The organism is Sphingosinicella flava (assembly GCF_016025255.1).
Classification (GTDB): domain Bacteria; phylum Pseudomonadota; class Alphaproteobacteria; order Sphingomonadales; family Sphingomonadaceae; genus Allosphingosinicella; species Allosphingosinicella flava.
Window position 1 is genome coordinate 84200 of record NZ_CP065592.1, and the last position, 20515, is coordinate 104714.

The 20515-nt window shown below is 63.7% G+C and carries 14 protein-coding genes; 6 read left to right on the forward strand and 8 right to left on the reverse strand.

The genetic code is table 11. From position 1 onward, the window contains the following. Nucleotides 1–26 precede the first annotated feature (26 nt). From glmM to IC614_RS00495, 4 genes are all read left to right on the forward strand, one after another. On the forward strand, nucleotides 27–1361 hold the full coding sequence (gene glmM / locus IC614_RS00480; protein WP_200971812.1) for a phosphoglucosamine mutase: 1335 nt from the start codon (nucleotides 27–29) through the stop codon (nucleotides 1359–1361). Next, nucleotides 1358–2173, forward strand: coding sequence for a bifunctional hydroxymethylpyrimidine kinase/phosphomethylpyrimidine kinase (gene thiD / locus IC614_RS00485; RefSeq protein WP_200971813.1), 816 nt, complete (start codon nucleotides 1358–1360; stop codon nucleotides 2171–2173). Before glmM ends, thiD begins: the two co-directional genes overlap by 4 nt. Before the next feature lie 49 nt (nucleotides 2174–2222). Next, on the forward strand, nucleotides 2223–2825 hold the full coding sequence (locus IC614_RS00490) for a ribonuclease HII (RefSeq protein ID WP_200971814.1): 603 nt from the start codon (nucleotides 2223–2225) through the stop codon (nucleotides 2823–2825). 205 nt (nucleotides 2826–3030) lie between these two features. Next, nucleotides 3031–4164, forward strand: a complete 1134-nt coding sequence (locus tag IC614_RS00495) for a site-specific DNA-methyltransferase (RefSeq protein ID WP_200971815.1) — start codon at nucleotides 3031–3033, stop codon at nucleotides 4162–4164. A gap of 8 nt (nucleotides 4165–4172) precedes the next feature. Here the strand turns inward: IC614_RS00495 and IC614_RS00500 are convergent, their stop codons facing one another. Then, on the reverse strand, nucleotides 4173–5474 hold the full coding sequence (locus IC614_RS00500; protein ID WP_200971816.1) for a PQQ-dependent sugar dehydrogenase: 1302 nt from the start codon (nucleotides 5472–5474) through the stop codon (nucleotides 4173–4175). Continuing rightward, nucleotides 5471–5905, reverse strand: a complete 435-nt coding sequence (locus IC614_RS00505; protein WP_207791128.1) for a DUF2231 domain-containing protein — start codon at nucleotides 5903–5905, stop codon at nucleotides 5471–5473. Before IC614_RS00505 ends, IC614_RS00500 begins: the two co-directional genes overlap by 4 nt. Nucleotides 5906–6178: 273 nt before the next feature. On the opposite strand from IC614_RS00505, the gene folP reads away from it, so the two are divergent. Continuing rightward, nucleotides 6179–7261, forward strand: a complete 1083-nt coding sequence (folP, locus tag IC614_RS00510; RefSeq protein WP_200971817.1) for a dihydropteroate synthase — start codon at nucleotides 6179–6181, stop codon at nucleotides 7259–7261. A 3-nt stretch (nucleotides 7262–7264) separates the two neighbouring features. Here folP and IC614_RS00515 read toward each other — a convergent pair whose 3' ends face one another. Continuing rightward, nucleotides 7265–7504: a hypothetical protein gene (locus IC614_RS00515; protein ID WP_200971818.1), complete on the reverse strand. Its 240-nt coding sequence runs from the start codon at nucleotides 7502–7504 to the stop codon at nucleotides 7265–7267. A gap of 69 nt (nucleotides 7505–7573) precedes the next feature. Continuing rightward, nucleotides 7574–7813 carry a hypothetical protein gene (locus IC614_RS00520; RefSeq protein WP_200971819.1) on the reverse strand — a complete coding sequence of 80 codons (240 nt, stop codon included), beginning with the start codon at nucleotides 7811–7813 and terminating at the stop codon, nucleotides 7574–7576. A 114-nt stretch (nucleotides 7814–7927) separates the two neighbouring features. Here IC614_RS00520 and IC614_RS00525 point away from each other — a divergent pair, with 114 nt between their 5' ends. Then, nucleotides 7928–8425 (forward strand): hypothetical protein, encoded by a 498-nt coding sequence (locus tag IC614_RS00525; protein WP_200971820.1) that lies wholly within the window; start codon nucleotides 7928–7930, stop codon nucleotides 8423–8425. A gap of 4 nt (nucleotides 8426–8429) precedes the next feature. Here the strand turns inward: IC614_RS00525 and IC614_RS00530 are convergent, their stop codons facing one another. The 4 genes from IC614_RS00530 to rpoB form a co-directional block, all read right to left on the reverse strand. Further along, complete coding sequence (locus tag IC614_RS00530; protein ID WP_200971821.1) at nucleotides 8430–9953, reverse strand: helicase HerA-like domain-containing protein; 1524 nt, start codon at nucleotides 9951–9953, stop codon at nucleotides 8430–8432. 18 nt (nucleotides 9954–9971) lie between these two features. After that, a complete protein-coding gene (locus IC614_RS00535) occupies nucleotides 9972–11150 on the reverse strand; it encodes a glycosyltransferase family 4 protein (RefSeq protein ID WP_200971822.1) in 1179 nt (392 codons plus the stop codon). Nucleotides 11151–11594: 444 nt separating this feature from the next. Further along, nucleotides 11595–15863: a DNA-directed RNA polymerase subunit beta' gene (gene rpoC / locus IC614_RS00540; RefSeq protein WP_200971823.1), complete on the reverse strand. Its 4269-nt coding sequence runs from the start codon at nucleotides 15861–15863 to the stop codon at nucleotides 11595–11597. Between the two features lie 142 nt (nucleotides 15864–16005). After that, nucleotides 16006–20160 carry a DNA-directed RNA polymerase subunit beta gene (rpoB, locus tag IC614_RS00545; RefSeq protein ID WP_200971824.1) on the reverse strand — a complete coding sequence of 1385 codons (4155 nt, stop codon included), beginning with the start codon at nucleotides 20158–20160 and terminating at the stop codon, nucleotides 16006–16008. Nucleotides 20161–20515 lie beyond the last annotated feature (355 nt).

A 20515-nucleotide genomic window follows, 5' to 3' on the forward strand; every position in this document is an offset into this window, starting at 1 on the left:
TTGCGGCGCAACAGTGGGATTTGGGAATGGCGCGCAAATATTTCGGTACGGACGGCATCAGGGGGCGCACCAACGAGAAGCTGATGACCGCCGAAATGGCGCAGCGCGTCGGCCAGGCGGCGGGCGCGCATTTCCTGCGCGGCGACCACCGCCACCGCGTGCTGATCGGCAAGGATACGCGCCTGTCGGGCTATATGATGGAATCCGCGCTCGTGTCGGGTTTCACCAGCGTCGGCATGGATGTGGTGATGGTGGGCCCGGTGCCGACGCCCGCCGTCGCGATGCTCGCCCGCTCGATGCGCGCCGATCTTGGCGTCATGATTTCGGCCAGCCACAACAAATATCTCGACAATGGCATCAAATTGTTCGGGCCGGACGGCTACAAGCTCTCCGATCAGGACGAAATGGCGATCGAGGCGATGATCGACGCGCCGCCCAAGCTCGTTCCCGCTTCCGAAATCGGCCGCGCCAAGCGGATCGAGGATGCGCGTGGCCGCTACATCCATGCCGCCAAGTCGACCTTCCCCGAACATCTTCGCCTCGACGGCCTCCGCGTCGTGATCGATTGCGCGAACGGCGCCGCTTATCAGGTCGCGCCCGAAGCCCTGTGGGAGCTGGGCGCGGACGTGGTCGCCATCGGCGTCAATCCCAACGGGACCAACATCAACGAAAATTGCGGGTCGACCGCGCCGCAATTGCTGCAGAAGACGGTGATCGAAACCCGCGCCGATATCGGCATTGCGCTGGATGGCGACGCCGACCGACTGATCGTTGTCGATGAGGCCGGACAAGTGGTGGACGGCGATCAGTTAATGGCGCTCATCGCCTGCTCCTGGGCGAAGCGGGGGGCGTTGCGCGGCAAGGGCATCGTCGCGACGGTGATGTCGAATCTCGGCCTCGAGCGCCATCTTGGCGCGTGCGGCCTATCGCTCATCCGTTCGCAAGTCGGCGACCGCTATGTGCTCGAAGAAATGCGCAAGGGCGGATACAATGTCGGCGGCGAGCAATCGGGTCACATCATCCTGTCCGATTATGCCACGACCGGCGACGGCCTGGTCGCGGGCCTCCAAGTTCTCGCCGCCCTCGCCGTCAACGAAAAGCCTGCCAGCGAATTGCTCCATCAATTCGATCCGTTGCCGCAGCTGCTGAAGAACGTCCGTTTCACCGGTGGTGCGCCGCTCGAGCATGATAAGGTGAAATCCGCCATTGCGGCGGGCGAAGTCCGCCTCAACGGCGCTGGCCGTCTCCTGATCCGCAAATCCGGGACCGAGCCGGTAATCCGCGTCATGGCGGAGGGCGAAGACGAAGGGCTGGTGAGCCAGGTCGTGGACGACATCTGCGCGGCGATCGAGGCGGCGTGACCGCCCGCATCCTCATCATCGCCGGGTCGGACAGCGGCGGCGGTGCGGGCATCCAGGCGGATATCAAGACGGTGACGATGATGGGCGGCCACGCCATGACTGCCGTCACCGCACTTACCGCCCAGAACACTCTGGGCGTCGAAGGCGTGCTGCCCATTTCCGCCGATTTCGTGTTGCAACAGATGGACATGGTGGTCTCCGACATCGGCGTGGACGCAGTGAAGATCGGCATGATCGGCGCGCCGGACACGGCGGAGCGGGTGACGGAACGGCTGGCCGCTTTATCCGGAACGTCCATCGTCTTTGATCCCGTCATGGTCGCCTCGAGCGGCGCGGCATTGGCGGATAAGGCGACCATCACCGCGTTCCGAAAGCTGCTCGGGATTGCGACGATCGTGACGCCCAACGCGCCCGAACTCGGCATTCTGACCGGCCGGGCTGTGACGAGCGCAGAGGAAGCGGAAGAAGCCGGGAAGGCTTTGGCGGCGGAGTGGAACGTCGCGGTGCTTGCCAAGGGCGGGCATATCGATGGCCCGGTCCTGCGCGATACGCTGATCGAGGCCGATGGCATCCGCACGCATTGGGAAAGCGCGCGGGTCGACACGCGCAATACTCATGGCACGGGATGCACGCTTGCCAGCGCTATCGCCACGGGCCTTGGCCAAGGGCGTCCGCTCGTGGAAGCGGTGGCGCGTGCGCGCGATTATCTGCAACGTGCCATCGCCGCCGCGCCCGGCTTTGGCGCCGGCCATGGACCGCTCGGCCACGCGCTTGGCGTCATTCCCTACGAACGGGCCGACGCGACGAATTGATCGCGCTTTTTCTGGCGAGCCGCAGGCGCGCCGCTTATGATGAACGGCGATGACCGCGCCTTGTTTCAAAATCGAGAAGGATTATGCCGCCCCCGTCGTCGGCGTGGACGAAGCGGGCAGGGGGCCTCTCGCCGGGCCGGTCGTCGCGGCGGCCGTGATTCTCGACCGCAAGCGCTGTCCGCGCGGAATCGACGACAGCAAGAAGCTCTGCTTCGAAGTGCGTGAAAGCCTCTACGGCAAGCTCCGCCAAGTCGCCCGCATCGGCGTCGGCATCGCGAGCGTGGAGGAGATCGACCGCTACAACATTCTCTGGGCCACCATGCTCGCCATGACCCGCGCCGTGGAGGCGCTTGGGATCGCCCCGGGCATGGTGCTGGTCGATGGCAATCGCTGCCCAAATTGGTCTTACCCTTCCACCGCGATCATCGGCGGCGATGCGAAAAGCCGCTCCATCGCCGCCGCCTCGATCGTCGCCAAGGTGACGCGCGATCGCATGATGACGGATTATTGCGATCAGCATCCGGGCTATAACTGGCGCTCCAACAAGGGTTATGGCACGCCCGATCACCGCGCTGCGCTCGACCGCCTCGGCCCGACGCCGCTCCACCGCCGGACTTTCGCGCCGGTGAAGCAGCATCTGCTGGATCTTTGACGTCATCGAAACTTCGGGCTTGAGTCCTTTGGGTCACACCACTTCATCTTGAGTCACCGGCGGCCGCTCGCGCCCCATATGTTGGGCCGGACTCCTTTCGTTCGCGCATTCCCGATTCAATCTCAACATCCGCTCCCAAGTCATTGTTGTTGACCAAGGAGTCCGGCTGACTCAATCTGAGCCTCTTTTGCTTCCGGGGGTTTCGATGAGTGTTCTGCAGCGTGTCGCCGTGCCGAAGAAGGGCATGAAGGCCAAGGTCGAGCCCCTGCGCGGCCTGCCGCTCAATAGCATCATCGAGGATGATTGTATTGCCGCCATGGCGTCACTTCCGGACGCCTGCGTCGACATGATCTTCGCCGACCCGCCTTACAATCTTCAGCTTGGCGGCGAGCTGTTCCGGCCCGAAGGCGGCCGCGTCGACGCCTGCGACGACGATTGGGACAAGTTCGATACCTTTGCGGCCTATGACGAGTTCACAAAGGCGTGGATGAAGGAGGCCCGCCGCATCCTGAAGCCCAACGGTACTTTGTGGGTCATCGGCAGCTACCACAACATCTTCCGTTGCGGCGCGACGCTGCAGGATTTGGGGTTCTGGATCCTCAACGACATCGTCTGGCGCAAGTCGAACCCGATGCCGAACTTCCGCGGCACCCGCTTCACCAACGCGCATGAAACCCTGATCTGGGCGTCGAAGAGCGAGGACAGCCGCTACACCTTCAACTACCGGACGATGAAGGCGCTGAACGACGATCTTCAGATGCGGTCGGACTGGGTGCTCCCCATCTGTTCGGGCGGCGAGCGGGTGAAGACGGAAGGCGTAAAGGCCCATCCGACGCAGAAGCCCGAAAGCCTCCTCTATCGCGTGCTGCTCGCCTGCACCAACAAGGGCGACGTGGTCCTTGATCCCTTCTTCGGCACCGGCACCACCGGCGCCGTCGCACGCCGCCTCGGCCGCCAGTGGATCGGCATCGAGCGCGAAAAGAAATATGTGAAGGTGGCCCGCCAGCGCATCGACAGCACGCTCGAGCTCGACGAAAGTGCGATGAAGACGATGGTGTCGAAGCGGCAGCAGCCCAAGGTGCCGTTCGGGGCTCTTGTCGAAACCGGCATGATCGAACCGGGCGCCGTCCTTACCGACAGCAAGCGCCGCTGGCGCGCAAAGGTCGGCGCCGACGCCTCCGTCAGCCTCGCCGACAAGCAAGGCTCCATCCACCAGATCGGCGCCGCCGCCCAAGGGGCGCCAAGCTGCAACGGCTGGACCTTTTGGCACATCGAACAAGGCGAACGCCTCGTCTGCCTCGACGATCTGAGGCAAAAATACATTGCGGCGTTGGGCTAAGCAGCCCGCTAGCGGGGCTGCCCTGCCGCCGCCGTCACCCGCCAGATCGTGTTCGACAAATCGTCCGCGACGACCAACGCGCCGCGCGGGTCGACAGTAACGCCCACGGGACGTCCACGCGTCTTGCCGTCGGCGCCGCGAAAGCCGGTGACGACATCGATCGGCGGCCCCGCCGGGCGACCGCCGCGGAAGGGCACGAAGACGACCTTGTAGCCGACCGGCGGATTGCGGTTCCAGCTGCCATGTTCGCCGACGAACACGCCGTCGGCGAAACGCGCGCCCATCAGGGGATTGGAGAAAGCGACGCCCAAGGCCGCGACGTGGGAGCCGAGCGCATAATCCGGGCGGATCGCGGACGCGACCTTCTGCGGATTTTGCGGCCGGACGCGATCGTCGACATTATTGCCCCAATAGGAATAGGGCCAACCGTAAAAGCCGCCCTCCCGCACGGACGTCAGATAATCGGGCACCAGATTGGGGCCGATCTCGTCCCGTTCGTTCGCTACCGACCACAACGTCCCCGTGCTCCGCTGGATGGCGAGCGCGGTCGGGTTGCGGATGCCGGACGCGAAGATTTTGTGGGCGCCGGTTTGCGCGTCGATCTGCCAGATCACCGCGCGGTCCTGCTCGGCCGTCATACCGCGCTCGCCGATGTTGGAATTGGATCCGATGCCAGCATAGAGGAAACGGCCGTCCGGGCTAACCGCCAGCGCTTTCGTCCAGTGATGGTTGATCTGCGATGGGAGCTCAGTGATCTTGATCGGCGGCCCGCTGGCCTTGGTCTGGCCGTCGCGATAGTCGAACCGCACCAGCGCATCCTGATTGGCGACGTAAATCCGCCCGTTAGAAAAAGCGAGGCCATAGGGCGCGTTCAAATTCTTGGCGAAAACGGTACGGCCTTCATAAGTACCGTCGCCGTCCGCGTCGCGGAGCAGGGTCAGGCGGTTGCCGCCCTTGACCGGGCTCGTGCCCTTGGCCTTGATATAGCCCGCGATTACGTCTTTGGGCGTCAGCTTCGGCGCGCCGCCGCCTTTGCCTTCCGCGACGAGGATATCGCCATTGGGCAGCACCAGCGTCTGGCGCGGGATTTTGAGGTCTGTCGCGATCGCGCGGATCGTGTAGCCTTGCGGCACCGTCGGCATTTGCCCGTCCCAGCCCGTCGGCTTGGCGATTTCCATGCTCGGCAACAGACCGCGCTGAGGCTGGGGAAGATCGGGATTGGCGCCATATTGCTCGGCCGCGGGCTGGCCTCCGCAGGCGGCAAGCGCCAAGGCGGAAAGGGCAGGCAGGAAAAAGCGGGCATGGATCATTTCATGTCTCCCGCACGAAGGCTGGGAAAACCGAGCCAGATCGCCAGGAGCGCGAGCAGCAAGGCAATGAGCGACAGGATCGTCGCATCCGGCATCCGCGCCCAGCCGTCCTTGGCATGGACCAGGGCATTGACGAAACCGACGATCCAGGCGCCCAGCAGCGCCAGCACGTACAGCCCCCGCCGCCGGTCGCGCCGAACATCGGCGCGGAGCAAGCCGACGATCGCCCACAGTAACGCAAGCCCGCCGAACACCAGCCCGCCGACAATCAGCCACGACGCGAAATTCGCCCATTGCAGCTCATAACTCGACCCATAAGCCAGGTCGCTCAGCAGCGCGCCGAGGAAGCACGGCAGGATGGCGGCGAGCAGGACTGCATGGACGGGATGCAACGCGGTTCGGACATAAGATCGCTCGGTGGTGGTCGCCACGGCTGTCCTCCTCCGTTGTTCACGGAGGAAAATGCGGACGACGACCAGAGGTTCCGTTGCGCTGCCGTGAGGGTCGTTGTTGTCGCCCCGGCCAACGGGCTTTCCTACAGGCCAGGAAACGCGCTATCGCGCCACTGTGAACGCCGTTGCCGCCTCGTTTGCCGTTGCTCCCCGCTCTGCACGCGTGGAGACGCTTGGAGAGCGTTTTTTTGTTCGACGTAGTCTGACTTTCATCAATTTCCGCGCCGGTTTTCAGGCGCAGGGACGCCCCGCATGACCCGAATCTATCTCCGTCCCACCGCCTTCGTCGACGCGCCGTTCGGGCTGGATGGACAGGTGGCGCGGCTCGCCGGGGGGCTGGTCTGGTTTTCGGCTGTGGAATTGATCCGGGTGGAAAGCGGGCGGCGGTCGCTGGAATTGGTGCCGGTTGCCGATATGGAAGGATTGCTCCCCACGCTTGGCGCGGATACCGCTCAGGCTTGGGCCAATCTCACATCTCCGCGCATGCCTCTGACCTTAGGCGGGCGGACGATCCGTCTCGATCAGCCGCAGGTGATGGGCATATTGAACGTCACGCCGGACAGTTTTTCGGACGGCGGCGCGCACGACGATTTGGCGCGCGCCACCGCGGCGGGCTTCGCCATGGCGGAAGCCGGGGCCGCGCTCATCGACATTGGCGGGGAATCCATGCGGCCGGGCGCGCAGGCGGTATGGGAGCAGGATGAAATCTCGCGCGTCATACCGCCGCTCCGGATGCTGGCAGGGGCGGGGACGGCCATTTCGATCGATACGCGCAAGGCGGCGGTGATGGAGGCGGCGTTGGCCGAGGCTCCGGTGATGGTGAACGATGTGTCGGCGCTCAGCTGGGATCCGCGCGCGGCGGAAATCGTGGCGCGATCGGGCGCGCCGGTCGTGCTCATGCATCATCAGGGTACACCCGAGACGATGCAGCAGAACCCAGTTTATGACGGTCCCGTGCTGCTCGCGGTCTACGATTGGCTGGAAACCCGGATCGCGGCGGCGCTGGAAGCGGGCATTCGGCGCGACAGGATTTTGGTCGATCCCGGCATCGGTTTCGGCAAGACCGTGCAGCATAATCTCGACCTGATGAACGGCCTCGCGCTGTTCCATGGCCTCGGCTGCCCGATCGTGCTGGGGGCGAGCCGGAAGCGGATGATCGGGGCGCTGTCGAACGAAGCGCCAGCGGATCAGCGGCTGGGCGGCTCCATCGCCCTGGCGCTGAAGGCGATGGAGCAGGGCGCCCAGATCGTGCGTGTGCACGACGTGCCCGAAACGGTTCAGGCCTTGAAGGTGTGGCGCGGCCTCCGCGATGCCGCGCTCACGCCTCAATCGTGACGATCAGGCGCTGACCGGCTCGTCGTCCGACAGCGCGTCGATGGAGAGATAGGCGCCGACCAGCGCGAGGCCGATGCTGATCCATGTGCCGATGGGAAGGCTGCTTGCCAGCGTGGCGTCTTCGATCATCGGTTCACCGGCCCGAATGGACGGCGACAGGGAAAGGGCGGACGCGCCGTTCGCGGCTTGTGCGGGTGCCGCAAGGGACAGTGCAAGGATGGCAGGAACGATGCTGAAACGCATGACGATGCTCCAAATATGCAACGGGCGCCGCTCCAAGGGGAAACGGCGCCCGAAATCAGTGCTGGAAGCTTAGGCGCTGACCGAGTCTTCGTCGTCGATCAGCTCGTAAGCCAGATAGAGCGACAATGCGGTGCCCGCGAGGCTGATGAGCGTGCCGAACAGGGTGCCGAACAGCTCGTTCTCGCCTTCCGCCTGCGCGCCGGCGCGAACGCTGGGGGCGAGAGACAGGGCCGAAGCCGGATTGGCGGCGACCGGCGCCGCGAGCAGTGACGTGGCAACGGCCGCGACCGCAAGTTTCTTGATAAGCATAATACCCCCGGTAAGATGGTGGAGGGGAAACCTAGTGAACGCGCGATTTGGAAGTCAATCGTTACGGTAGAGAAATCGATGAATGGCGCCTTCTAGGTCGACGAAAGGGGAAATATGAAGAAGATCGCGTTCGCTATTTTTCTAACCGGCTTGTTTGCAACCGCGCCGCTGTGCGCGGAGGAAAGTTCGCCTTCAACCCGCTTCGATCAGCTCAAGCAGCTCGAAGGGACATGGAGCAATATTGACGGCAAGGGGTTGACCATCAGCTTCAAGACGATCGCCAACGGATCGGCGCTGGTCGAAACCTGGGGAAGCGCGAAAGGCCGGCAAACGATGACCATTTATCACATGGACGGCGGCCGCCTTCTCGCCACCCATTATTGCGGGCAGGGTAATCAGCCGCGGCTGCGATTGGCTTCTCCGCCCTCCCAAGATGTGATGGCCTTCGAATTCGTCGATGCCACCGATCTGGACGCGGAGGAATCGCACCAGCATGGTTTCACCATGGAAATCATGGGTCGGGACGCCCTGCGGAAGACCGAGACCTACGTGACAAATGGGAAAGCGGAGACTGAAACGATCACTTTCCAGCGGGTGAAGGATCAATCCTAAGGCGTCACCGCCTACCGAACAGGCTGCCGAGGATGCCGCGCACGATCTGGCCCGCCACCTTGTTCGCGACCTGCCGCTGCACGGCGCGGCCGACCTGGTTCAGCATCTGATCCTGCAGCGAGGGGTTTCTGCGGCGCTCGCGCTCGGCGGCAGCTTCCGCTTTTTCCTGCGCGATGCGGGCCTTTTCGGCGTTCTTCTCGGCCTTGATCCGCGCGGCTTCGGCCACCGCCTGCTCGCCGCGTGTCTTCAGCATTTCGTAGGCGCTTTCCCGGTCGACGGCTTCGTCATACAGGGTGCCAACGGGCGAGAGGGAGCGGATGATCGCCCGTTCCTTGGGCTCCAGCGGGCCGAGGCGCGAGGCGGGTGGCCGGATCAGGGTGCGCTCGACGGGGGAAGGGGAGCCGTCCTCCTGCAGCAGCGACACCAAGGCCTCGCCGGTCCGAAGCTCGGTGATCGCCGAAGCGACGTCGACGGACGGATTGGGGCGGAACGTCTCGGCCGCCGCCGCGACAGCCTTCTGGTCGCGCGGTGTGAAGGCGCGCAAGGCGTGCTGGATGCGGTTGCCGAGCTGGGCGGCGACATCGTCGGGAATGTCGATCGGGTTCTGCGTCACGAAATAGACGCCGACGCCTTTCGAGCGGATGAGGCGCACGACTTGCTCGATCTTCTCCAGCAAAGCCTTGGGCGCGTCGTCGAACAGCAGGTGCGCTTCGTCGAAGAAGAAGACGAGCTTCGGCTTGTCGGAATCGCCGACCTCGGGCAGATCCTCGAACAATTCGGACAGCAGCCAGAGGAGGAAGGTCGCGTAGAGGCGCGGGCTCGCCATCAGCTTGTCGGCAGCGAGGATGCTGACCTGGCCGCGCCCCTGCTCATCCACGCGCATGAAATCGGCGATCTGAAGCGCGGGCTCGCCGAAGAAGCTTCCGCCGCCCTGCGCGTCCAAGGCGAGAAGCTGACGCTGGATCGCGCCCACGGTCGCGCGGGCCACGTTGCCGTAGGTGGCGGACAAGGCATCGGCATGGTCCGCGCAGAAGGTCAGCATCGCCTGGAGGTCGTCGAGGTTGAGGAGCAGCATCCCTTCATCGTCTGCCGCGCGGAAGGCGATGTTGAGAACGCCTTCCTGCGTCTCGTTAAGGCCCATCAGGCGGGCGAGCAGCAGCGGCCCCATTTCGGTGACGGTGGTGCGGATGGGATGGCCTTGCTCCCCAAACAAGTCCCAGAAGATGGCCGGGGCCTCGGCGGGCGCATAATCCGCCATCCCGATCTCCGCCGCCCGCGCGGTGAGCTTCTCATAATAAGGCGCGTTGGGCGTCGCGGGCATGGCAAGGCCCGCGAGGTCGCCCTTCACGTCGGCGAGAAAGACCGGCACGCCCGCGGCGGAAAATCCCTCGGCAAGGCCCTGCAAGGTCACCGTCTTGCCGGTGCCGGTGGCGCCAGCGATGAGGCCGTGGCGGTTGGCGCGGTCGAGGCGTAGCCATTGCGGACCGCCCGGTCCCGATCCGACGAAAAGCGCGCCTTCCTGCTTCATCCGGCTATCCTTTGCTGATCAGGGAACGGGGCTGTCCTTCGGCCGTCCAGCGCCCGCATGTTCGCGGATCACCCGCAGATAGGCGTCGACGAGAGCCTGATTGACCTCGTCCCAGCCATAATGAAGGGTCACGGCGCGTCCGGCTTCGCCCGCGGCCTTGCGGGCGGCTTCGTCGCGGCAATAATGCGCGAGCGCGTCGGCGAAAGCGTCGATGGCGCCCGGACGGATCAGGCGGCCGGTGACGTTGTCGGTGACGAGGCTCTCGCTGCCCGTCGCGATCGCGGCGACGACCGGCAGGCCGACCGCCATCGCCTCCAGCGTCACATTGCCGAACGTTTCCGTGACCGACGGGTTGAACAGCATGTCCATCGAGGCGACGGCGCGGCCGAGATCGTTTCCGCCCTGGAAGCCTGCGAAGATCGCGTTGGGCAGGCGCTTTTCGAACCAGTCCCGCGCCGGGCCTTCCCCGACGATCAATACCTTGTGCCGGACCTGCCGCTTTTCCAGCCGGTCGATCGCGTCGGAAAAAACGTCGAGACCCTTTTCCATGACGAGGCGGCCGACGAAGCCGACGACCGGCATATCATCCTCGATGCCGAGCGAGCGGCGCCATTCGAGGCTGCGGCGCGCGGGATCGAAGATGCCGGTGTCGATGCCGCGCGTCCAGATGCCGACATTATAGTTCATCCGCTGATCGCGCAGGCATTGAGCCATGCTTTCCGACGGCGCGAAGATGGCGTCGCAGCGGCGATAGAGGCGGCGCAGGCCCGCTTCGACCAACGGCTCCAGAAATGCCGCGCCGTAATAACGCAGATAGGTTTCGAACCGAGTATGGACCGAAGCTACCACGGGCAAGTCCAGCCTGTGCGCCAGCGTCACCGCGCGGTGACCGAGGATTTCCGGGCTCGCGATGTGGAAGATGTTGGGCTGGAACGCCTTGATGTCCCGCTTGACGGAGGGCGGGATCATCAGCGGCGCGCGATATTCGGCGCGGCCCGGGATGGCGAGGGAAGGGACGCTGATCAGGTCGCCCTTGGGCTCGAACGCCGGATTGTCCACAGTCGGGGAATAGATCCGCACCGCCGCGCCCTGGCGGAGCAGATAATCGACCAGCCGGTTCAGCGCCTGGTTCGCGCCGTCCCGAACATAATTGTAATTGCCGCTGAACAGGGCGATGCGAAGCTCGGTCACGTCCATTGCGACGTTCGATAGCGGGTTGGGGAGGAAAGGCAAAGCCGCGCGGGCGCGGTGGACTTTCCTTGCAGAGCGCTATTGCAGGCTCGCCACAGCAAGGCGGGTGATCGGGACAGTGTTGAAAGCTGACAATCTGGATGCGTTGGCACGGCGAAACCGTCAGTTTTGTCAGTTTCCAGGCTCGGGTAGCGGAAGTGGATTGCGGAGGAGGCTCACGGGGAGAAAGAGCAAGAGAGGCGCATTAGCATGGAGCCTGTCCTGTAGGAAAATGCTTTCCCTTGCCGCCGTCATTCCAGCGCAAGCTGGAGTCTCACTGCCCTTGTGTAGGCAAAGAAGGAGGGAGATTCCAGCTTTCGCTGGAATGACGAGGAAGACTGGGTTGCCGGCCGACCATAAAAAAGCCCCGCCGGATCGCTCCGGCGGGGCTTTTTGTCGGCGGTCCGAACCTTAGTCGTTCAGATATTCGCCCGCATCGGCGTCCGTGCCGGTGCCGCTCGGGGCGACATCCCCCAGAGGATCGTTGCCGATCGCGGCTTCCGGGCCCTGGGCCAGCTCGGCTGCATGCTCTTCCTCGGCCGTGTTGGCGGCGATCAAGGATTCCTGCAGCTTGCGATGCGCGGCGCGGAGCGCGGCATCGCGGCTGGAGGCGGCGATGCGCATGCGCTGCATCCCCGCGCCCGTGCCCGCCGGAATGAGGCGGCCGACGATGACGTTTTCCTTGAGGCCATCCAGCGTATCGACCTTGCCCTGCACCGAGGCTTCGGTGAGGACGCGGGTCGTTTCCTGGAAGGACGCCGCCGAGATGAAGCTGCGGGTCTGCAGCGACGCCTTGGTGATGCCCAGGAGAACCGGCTTGCCGACGGCGCGGGCCTGGTTCTTGCCGAGCTTGGCGTTGATCTCGTTCATCTCGGCAAGGTCGACCTGCTCTCCGACGAGGAGGGTGGTGTCGCCGCTTTCGATGATCTCGACCTTCTGCAGCATCTGGCGAACGATCACCTCGATGTGCTTGTCGTTGATCTTCACGCCTTGCAAGCGATAGACTTCCTGGATTTCCGACACGAGATATTCGGCCAGAGCCACGACGCCGAGCACTTCAAGGATGTCGTGCGGATCGGGTGAGCCGCCGATCAGGTTGTCGCCGCGCTTGATGAAGTCGCCTTCCTGCACGTCGATAACCTTCGACTTGGGCACCAGATACTCGACGGGATCGCCCCCATCCTCGGGAATGATCGCGATCTTGCGCTTGGCCTTATAGTCCTTGCCGAACGACACGCGGCCGGAGACCTTCGCGATGATCGCGTTCTCCTTCGGCTTGCGCGCTTCGAAAAGCTCCGCGACGCGCGGCAGACCGCCGGTGATGTCACGGGTCTTGGCGGCTTCGCGGGACACACGGGCGAGCACTTCACCCGCCTGAACCACCTGGCCGTCCTCGACCGAGAGCATCGCGCCCGGCGAGAGCATGTAGCGCGCCGCCTCGCCCGAATTGTCGTCGAGCAGGGTGATGCGCGGACGCAGATCTTCCTTCGAGCGCGACGTGCCGCGGAATTCCGTGACGACGCGCTGGGCGATGCCCGTCGCTTCGTCGGTCTGTTCGGTGAGCGTCTTGCCCTCGATCAGATCCTGGAACTTCACGGTGCCGCCCTTTTCGGTGATCACCGGCATCATGAACGGATCCCATTCGGCGATCCGATCGCCCTTCGACACGATATGGCCGTGATCGACGAGGAGGTGCGCGCCGTACGGGATACGGTGCGAGGCCCGCTCGCGGCCGTCCATGTCGACGATCGCCAGCTCGCCGTTGCGCGCCATCGCGATGCGGCGGCCGCGGCTGTCCATGATCGTCGGCAGGTCGCGAAGCTCGATCGTGCCGTCGACGGCCGCTTCGAGGTTCGAGGTTTCGTTGAGCTGCGCCGCACCGCCGATGTGGAAGGTCCGCATCGTGAGCTGCGTGCCCGGCTCGCCGATCGACTGCGCCGCGATGACGCCGACCGCTTCGCCGATATTGACCGGCGTACCGCGGGCAAGGTCACGGCCGTAGCATTTGCCGCAGACGCCCTGGACGCTTTCGCAGATGAGCGGCGAACGGATTTTCACGGCCTGGATGCCCAGTTCGTCGATCTTGAGCGCCGCCGGTTCGTCGATCAGCGTGCCTTCCCGGGCGATGACGTCGCCCGTCTTGCTGTCGACGATATCCTCGGACGGGGTACGGCCCAGGATACGCTCGCCCAAGGAGGCGATGGTCGCGCCGCCCTGAACGATCGCCCGCATTTCGAGTGCGTTGGAGGTCTTGCAATCCTCCTCGACGATCACGCAATCCTGGCTGACGTCGACGAGACGGCGGGTCAGGTAACCCGAGTTCGCCGTCTTGAGCGCCGTGTCTGCCAGACCCTTGCGGGCACCGTGGGTCGAGTTGAAATATTCGAGGACGGTGAGGCCTTCCTTGAAGTTCGAGATGATCGGCGTTTCGATGATCTCGCCCGACGGCTTGGCCATGAGGCCGCGCATACCGGCAAGCTGCTTCATCTGGGCCTGCGAACCACGGGCACCCGAATGCGCCATCATGTAGATGGAGTTGATCGGGGCCATGCGGCCATTCTCGTCCTTCGGCTGCGCCTTGATCTTGTCCATCATGGCGTTCGCGACCTGGTCGCCGCACCGGCTCCAGGCGTCGATCACCTTGTTATACTTTTCCTGCTGGGTGATCAGGCCGTCCTGATACTGCTGCTCATAATCCTTCACGAGCGCGCGGGTCTCGTCGACCAGCCCTTCCTTCTCGTGCGGGATGATCATGTCGTCCTTGCCGAACGAAATGCCGGCGCGGAAGGCGTGACGGAAGCCAAGCTGCATGATCGCGTCGGCGAACAGCACGGTCTCCTTCTGCCCCGTGTGGCGATAGACCTCGTCGATCACGTCGCCGATGTCCTTCTTGGTGAGAAGGCGGTTGACGGTTTCAAACGGCACCTTGTGGCTCTTCGGCAGCGTCTCGCCGAGCAGCATGCGGCCTGGCGTCGTTTCGAAGCGCTTCATGTAGGTGTTGCCGTTTTCGTCCGTCTGCGGAACGCGGCTGACGATCTTCGAGTGCAGGGTGACGGCACCGGCGTTCAGGGCCTGGTGGACCTCCTGCATGTCGCTGAGCAGCGACCCTTCGCCCGGCTCACCCTCACGCTCGAGGCTGAGATAATAGAGGCCGAGGACCATGTCCTGCGAGGGAACGATGATCGGCTTGCCGTTGGCGGGCGACAGGATGTTGTTGGTCGACATCATCAGGACGCGCGCTTCGAGCTGCGCCTCGAGGCTCAGCGGAACGTGCACGGCCATCTGGTCGCCGTCGAAGTCGGCGTTGAAGGCGGCGCAGACGAGCGGGTGAAGCTGGATCGCCTTGCCCTCGATCAGCACCGGCTCGAACGCCTGGATGCCGAGGCGGTGGAGCGTCGGCGCGCGGTTGAGGAGCACCGGATGCTCGCGAATGACTTCGTCGAGGATGTCCCAGACTTCCTTGCGCTCCTTCTCCACCCACTTCTTCGCCTGCTTGAGGGTCATCGAGAGACCCTTGGCGTCGAGGCGCGAGTAGATGAACGGCTTGAACAGCTCGAGCGCCATCTTCTTCGGCAGGCCGCACTGGTGGAGCTTCAGTTCCGGACCGGTCACGATGACCGAACGGCCCGAATAGTCGACGCGCTTGCCGAGCAGGTTCTGGCGGAAGCGGCCCTGCTTGCCCTTCAGCATGTCGGACAGCGACTTCAGCGGACGCTTGTTGGCGCCCGTGATGGTGCGGCCGCGACGGCCATTGTCGAACAGGGCGTCCACGGCCTCCTGCAACATGCGCTTTTCGTTGCGGACGATGATGTCCGGCGCGCGCAGCTCCATCAGCCGCTTCAGGCGGTTGTTGCGGTTGATGACGCGGCGGTAGAGGTCGTTCAGATCCGACGTCGCGAAACGGCCGCCGTCGAGCGGCACCAGCGGGCGCAGTTCGGGGGGGATGACCGGAACGACGTCCAGGATCATCCATTCCGGACGGTTGCCGGATTCGAGGAAGCTTTCGACGACCTTCAGGCGCTTGATGATCTTCTTGGGCTTCAACTCCGACTTGGTGGTCGCGAGCTCTTCCAGCAGATCCTTGCGCTCGCCTTCGAGGTCGAGGTCCATCAGCATCTGCTTGACGGCTTCGGCGCCGATGCCGGCGGAGAAGGCGTCTTCGCCATATTCGTCCTGCGCCTCGATCAGCTCGTCCTCGGTGAGGAGCTGATACTTTTCGAGCGGGGTGAGGCCCGGTTCGATGACGACATAGGATTCGAAGTAGAGGACGCGCTCAAGCTGCTTCAGCTGCATGTCGAGCAGCAGGCCGATGCGGCTCGGCAGCGACTTCAGGAACCAGATGTGGGCAACCGGCGCGGCGAGTTCGATATGACCCATGCGTTCGCGGCGGACCTTCGACACGGTCACTTCCACGCCGCACTTTTCGCAGACGATGCCCTTATATTTCATGCGCTTGTACTTGCCGCACAAGCATTCGTAATCCTTGATCGGACCGAAGATGCGCGCGCAGAACAGGCCGTCGCGTTCCGGCTTGAACGTGCGGTAGTTGATCGTTTCCGGCTTCTTGATCTCGCCGAACGACCATGAACGGATGCGCTCCGGCGAGGCGATGCCGATCTTAATCTGGTCGAACGTCTCCGGCTTGGCGACCGGGTTTGCGAAGTTGGTCAGTTCATTCATGTCGTTTCTCTTCCTTTAGCCCCTCTCCCCTTTGCGGGAGAGGGAGGGCCCCACCGCCGTGGCGGTGGGAGGGAGAGGGGAGTGAGGCCGAAACCCCTCTCCCCAACCCCTCTCCCGCAAGGGGAGAGGGGCTAGAGTTCAGTTATTCCGCCGCCTCGGCCAGATCGTCATCGTCCGCGAGGCTGTTGAGCTCCACGTTGAGGCCCAGCGAGCGCATTTCCTTGACGAGCACGTTGAAGCTCTCCGGAATACCGGCTTCGAACGTGTCGTCGCCCTTGACGATTGCTTCGTAGACCTTGGTACGGCCGATCACGTCGTCCGACTTCACGGTCAGCATTTCCTGGAGCGTATAGGCGGCGCCGTAAGCCTGGAGCGCCCACACTTCCATTTCGCCGAAACGCTGTCCGCCGAACTGCGCCTTGCCGCCCAGCGGCTGCTGGGTGACGAGGCTGTACGGGCCGATCGAACGGGCGTGGATCTTGTCGTCGACAAGGTGGTGGAGCTTCAGCATGTAGATATAGCCCACGGTCACCTTGCGGTCGAACGCTTCGCCGGTACGGCCGTCGTAAAGCGTCACCTGGCCGCTTTCGTCGAGGCCCGCCTTGGCGAGCATCGCCGAGACGTCCGCTTCCTTGGCGCCGTCGAACACCGGCGTGCCCATCGGAACGCCGTTCACGAGGTTCGACGCGAGTTCCATCACCTCGTCCTCGTCGCGGGCGTCGATCTCGGCGTGATAATGATCGCCGTAGATGTCCTTCAGCTTGGCACGAACCGCCGTCACGTCGCCGGACGCAATGTCCTTGCCCTTGTGATGGATGTCCTCGAGCATGCCCGCAATCTGGCGGCCAAGGCCGCGCGCGGCCCAGCCGAGGTGCGTTTCGAAGATCTGGCCGACGTTCATACGCGACGGCACGCCGAGCGGATTGAGGACGATGTCGGCATGCGTTCCGTCTTCGAGGAACGGCATGTCCTCGATCGGCAGGATGCGCGAGATGACGCCCTTGTTGCCGTGGCGGCCGGCCATTTTGTCGCCCGGCTGCAGCTTGCGCTTCACCGCAACGAAGACCTTGACCATCTTCAAGACGCCCGGCGGCAGCTCGTCGCCGCGCTCCAGCTTCTCGATGCGGTCCTCAAGGCGGCGTTTGATGACGCCTTCGGCTTCGTCGAACTGGGTACGAACGGCTTCGAGATCGCCCTGAACCTTGTCGTCGGCGACGGCGAACTTCCACCATTCGTGACGCTCGACGCTGTCCAGCAGATCCTGGTCGATCGCGCTGCCCTTCTTGATGCCCTTCGGCGCCGCGGCGGCCGTCTGGCCGAGCAGCATGTCCTTCAGGCGCGAATAAGTGGCACGGCGGAGGATCGAGCGTTCGTCCTCGGCATCCTTGCGCAGACGATCCTTTTCCTCGGCCTGGATGGCGCGGGTGCGGTCGTCGATGTCGATGCCGTGACGGTTGAAGACGCGCACGTCGACGATCGTACCGGCAACGCCCGGCGGCAGGCGAAGCGAGGTGTCGCGCACGTCGCTGGCCTTTTCGCCGAAGATGGCGCGGAGGAGCTTTTCTTCCGGCGTCATCGGGCTTTCGCCCTTCGGCGTGATCTTGCCGACCAGAATGTCGCCTGGCTCCACTTCGGCGCCGATATAGACGATGCCCGCCTCGTCGAGGTTGCGGAGCGCTTCCTCGCCGACGTTCGGAATGTCGCGGGTGATGTCTTCCGGCCCGAGCTTCGTGTCGCGCGCCATCACTTCGAATTCCTCGATGTGGATCGAGGTGAAGACGTCGTCCTTCACGATGCGTTCGGAAATGAGGATCGAGTCCTCATAATTGTAGCCGTTCCACGGCATGAACGCGACGAGCACGTTGCGGCCGAGGGCGAGCTCGCCAAGCTCCGTCGAGGGGCCGTCGGCAATGACGTCGCCCGCATTCACCACGTCGCCCACCTTCACCAGCGGACGCTGGTTGATGCAGGTCGACTGGTTCGAACGCTGGAACTTCATGAGCGTGTAGATGTCGACACCCGACTTGCCGGCTTCGACTTCGCCCGTGGCGCGGATCACGATGCGCGACGCGTCGACCTGGTCGACGATGCCGCCGCGCTTGGCGGCGATCGCGGCACCCGAGTCGCGCGCAACCGTCTCTTCCATGCCGGTGCCGACGAACGGCGCCTCGGCGCGGACGAGCGGCACGGCCTGACGCTGCATGTTCGATCCCATGAGCGCGCGGTTGGCGTCGTCATTCTCGAGGAACGGGATGAGCGACGCGGCGACCGAGACGAGCTGCTTGGGGCTGACGTCCATCAGCGTGATGTGGTCGCGCGGGACCATCAGGAATTCGCCGGCCTGACGGGCGGAAACGAGATCCTCAGTAAAGCGGCCTTCGGCATCCAGATCGGCGTTGGCCTGCGCGATCGTGTGCTTCGCCTCTTCCATCGCCGACAGATAGACGACTTCGTTCGTCACCTTATTGTCGATGACCTTGCGATACGGCGTCTCGATGAAGCCATATTTGTTGACCCGGCTGAAGCTCGCCAGCGAGTTGATGAGGCCGATATTCGGGCCTTCCGGCGTTTCGATCGGACAGATACGGCCATAATGGGTGACGTGAACGTCGCGGACCTCGAAGCCCGCGCGCTCGCGGGTGAGGCCGCCCGGCCCGAGCGCCGACACGCGGCGCTTGTGCGTCACTTCCGACAGCGGGTTGGTCTGATCCATGAACTGCGACAGCTGCGAGGAGCCGAAGAATTCGCGGACCGCGGCCACGGCCGGCTTCGCATTGATGAGGTCGTTCGGCATGACGGTCGACACATCGACGGACGACATGCGCTCCTTCACCGCGCGCTCCATGCGGAGCAGGCCGACGCGATACTGGTTCTCGAGCAATTCGCCCACCGAACGGACGCGGCGGTTGCCGAGATTGTCGATGTCGTCGATCTCGCCCTTGCCGTCCTTCAGGTTCACCAGTTCCTTGACGACCGCGACGATGTCTTCGGTGCGGAGCGTGGTGATCGTGTCCTCGGCATCGAGGCCGAGGCGCATGTTAAGCTTGACGCGGCCAACGGCCGACAGGTCGTAGCGCTCCGGATCGAAGAACAGGCCGGCGAACAGGGCTTCGGCGGTTTCCTTCGTCGGCGGTTCGCCGGGGCGCATGACGCGGTAGATGTCGGACAGCGCGCTGTCGCGGTCTTCCGACTTGTCCGCCTTCAGCGTGTTGCGCATCCAAGCGCCGGTATTGGTATGATCGATGTCGAGCAGCTCGAGACGGTCGATGCCCGCCTTGTCGAGCTTCTCGAGGTTCTCAGGAGAAACCTCGTCGCCGGCCTCGATATAGATCTCGCCGGTCTTCTCGTTGATGAGGTCATAGGCCGAATAGCGACCGAAAATCTCTTCGGTCGGGATGACGAGGCTGGTGAGCCCGTCCTTGCCGGCCTTGTTGGCGGCGCGCGGCGTGATTTTCTGGCCCGCCGGGAACACCACCTCGCCGGTTTCGGCGTTGACGATGTCGAAAGCGGGCTTCTGGCCGCGCCATTGCTCGGCCACGAACGGAATCTGCCAGCCGTCCTTGCCGCGCACGAACGTGACGCGGTTGTAGAATGTGTTGAGGATTTCCTCGCTGGTGAGGCCAAGGGCGTGCAGCAGCGCCGTTACCGGCAGCTTGCGCTTGCGGTCGATGCGGACGTTGACGATGTCCTTGGCGTCGAATTCGAAATCGAGCCAGGAGCCGCGATAGGGGATGACGCGCGCGGCAAAGAGATATTTGCCCGAAGCGTGGGTCTTGCCGCGGTCATGATCGAACAGGACACCCGGCGAACGGTGCATCTGGCTGACGATGACGCGCTCCGTGCCGTTGACGATGAACGTGCCGTTCTTCGTCATCAGCGGCATGTCGCCCATATAGACGTCCTGCTCCTTGATATCGAGGACGGAGCGGGTTTCCGTATCCGGATCCACCTCGAACACGATGAGGCGCAGGGTGACGCGCATCGGGGCGGCATAGGTCATGCCGCGCTGGCGGCACTCGTCAGTGTCGTATTTCGGCTCTTCAAGCTCGTAATGAACGAAATCCAGCTCGGCGGTGCCGGCGAAGTCGCGGATCGGGAAGACCGAGCGCAGCGTCTTTTCCAGGCCCGACACATAGCCGTCCTGCGGCCGCGAGCGGAGGAATTGTTCGTAGCTGTCGCGCTGAACCTCGATGAGGTTCGGCATTTCGCTGACTTCGTGGATATTGCCGAAGATCTTGCGGATCCGCTTGGACGCGGAAACCCGAGTCTCCGCCGCCGGTGCTGCCTTGGTCGCCATGAAAAATTTCGCCTCGTTCCGTCGAAACAGGTGCGCTGAAAACGCAAAAAGCCGCGCTTTTCCAACGAAAAGGCAGCTTCAAGCGTCTAAGGAACCACAAGGCCGATCAATGCTTTGAACATGCTGCGCGACGGCATGTCCTGTTCCGAAAGGCTGTGGTGATGGCAGGCATGTAGGGAAAGGCTGTTGGAAAGTCAACTTTTCGGCTGTTGTTGTCCGCGCGTCGTCTCTTGCAGCCGCACCAGTCCTTCTCCGGTCATCTGAGTCTAGTCAGGTGTGATCCTGGAGAGGTTTATTCAGGATCAATCGGTAAGAAGAGAAGTGAGGTAAGTGAGATTCCAGCTTTCGCTGGAAT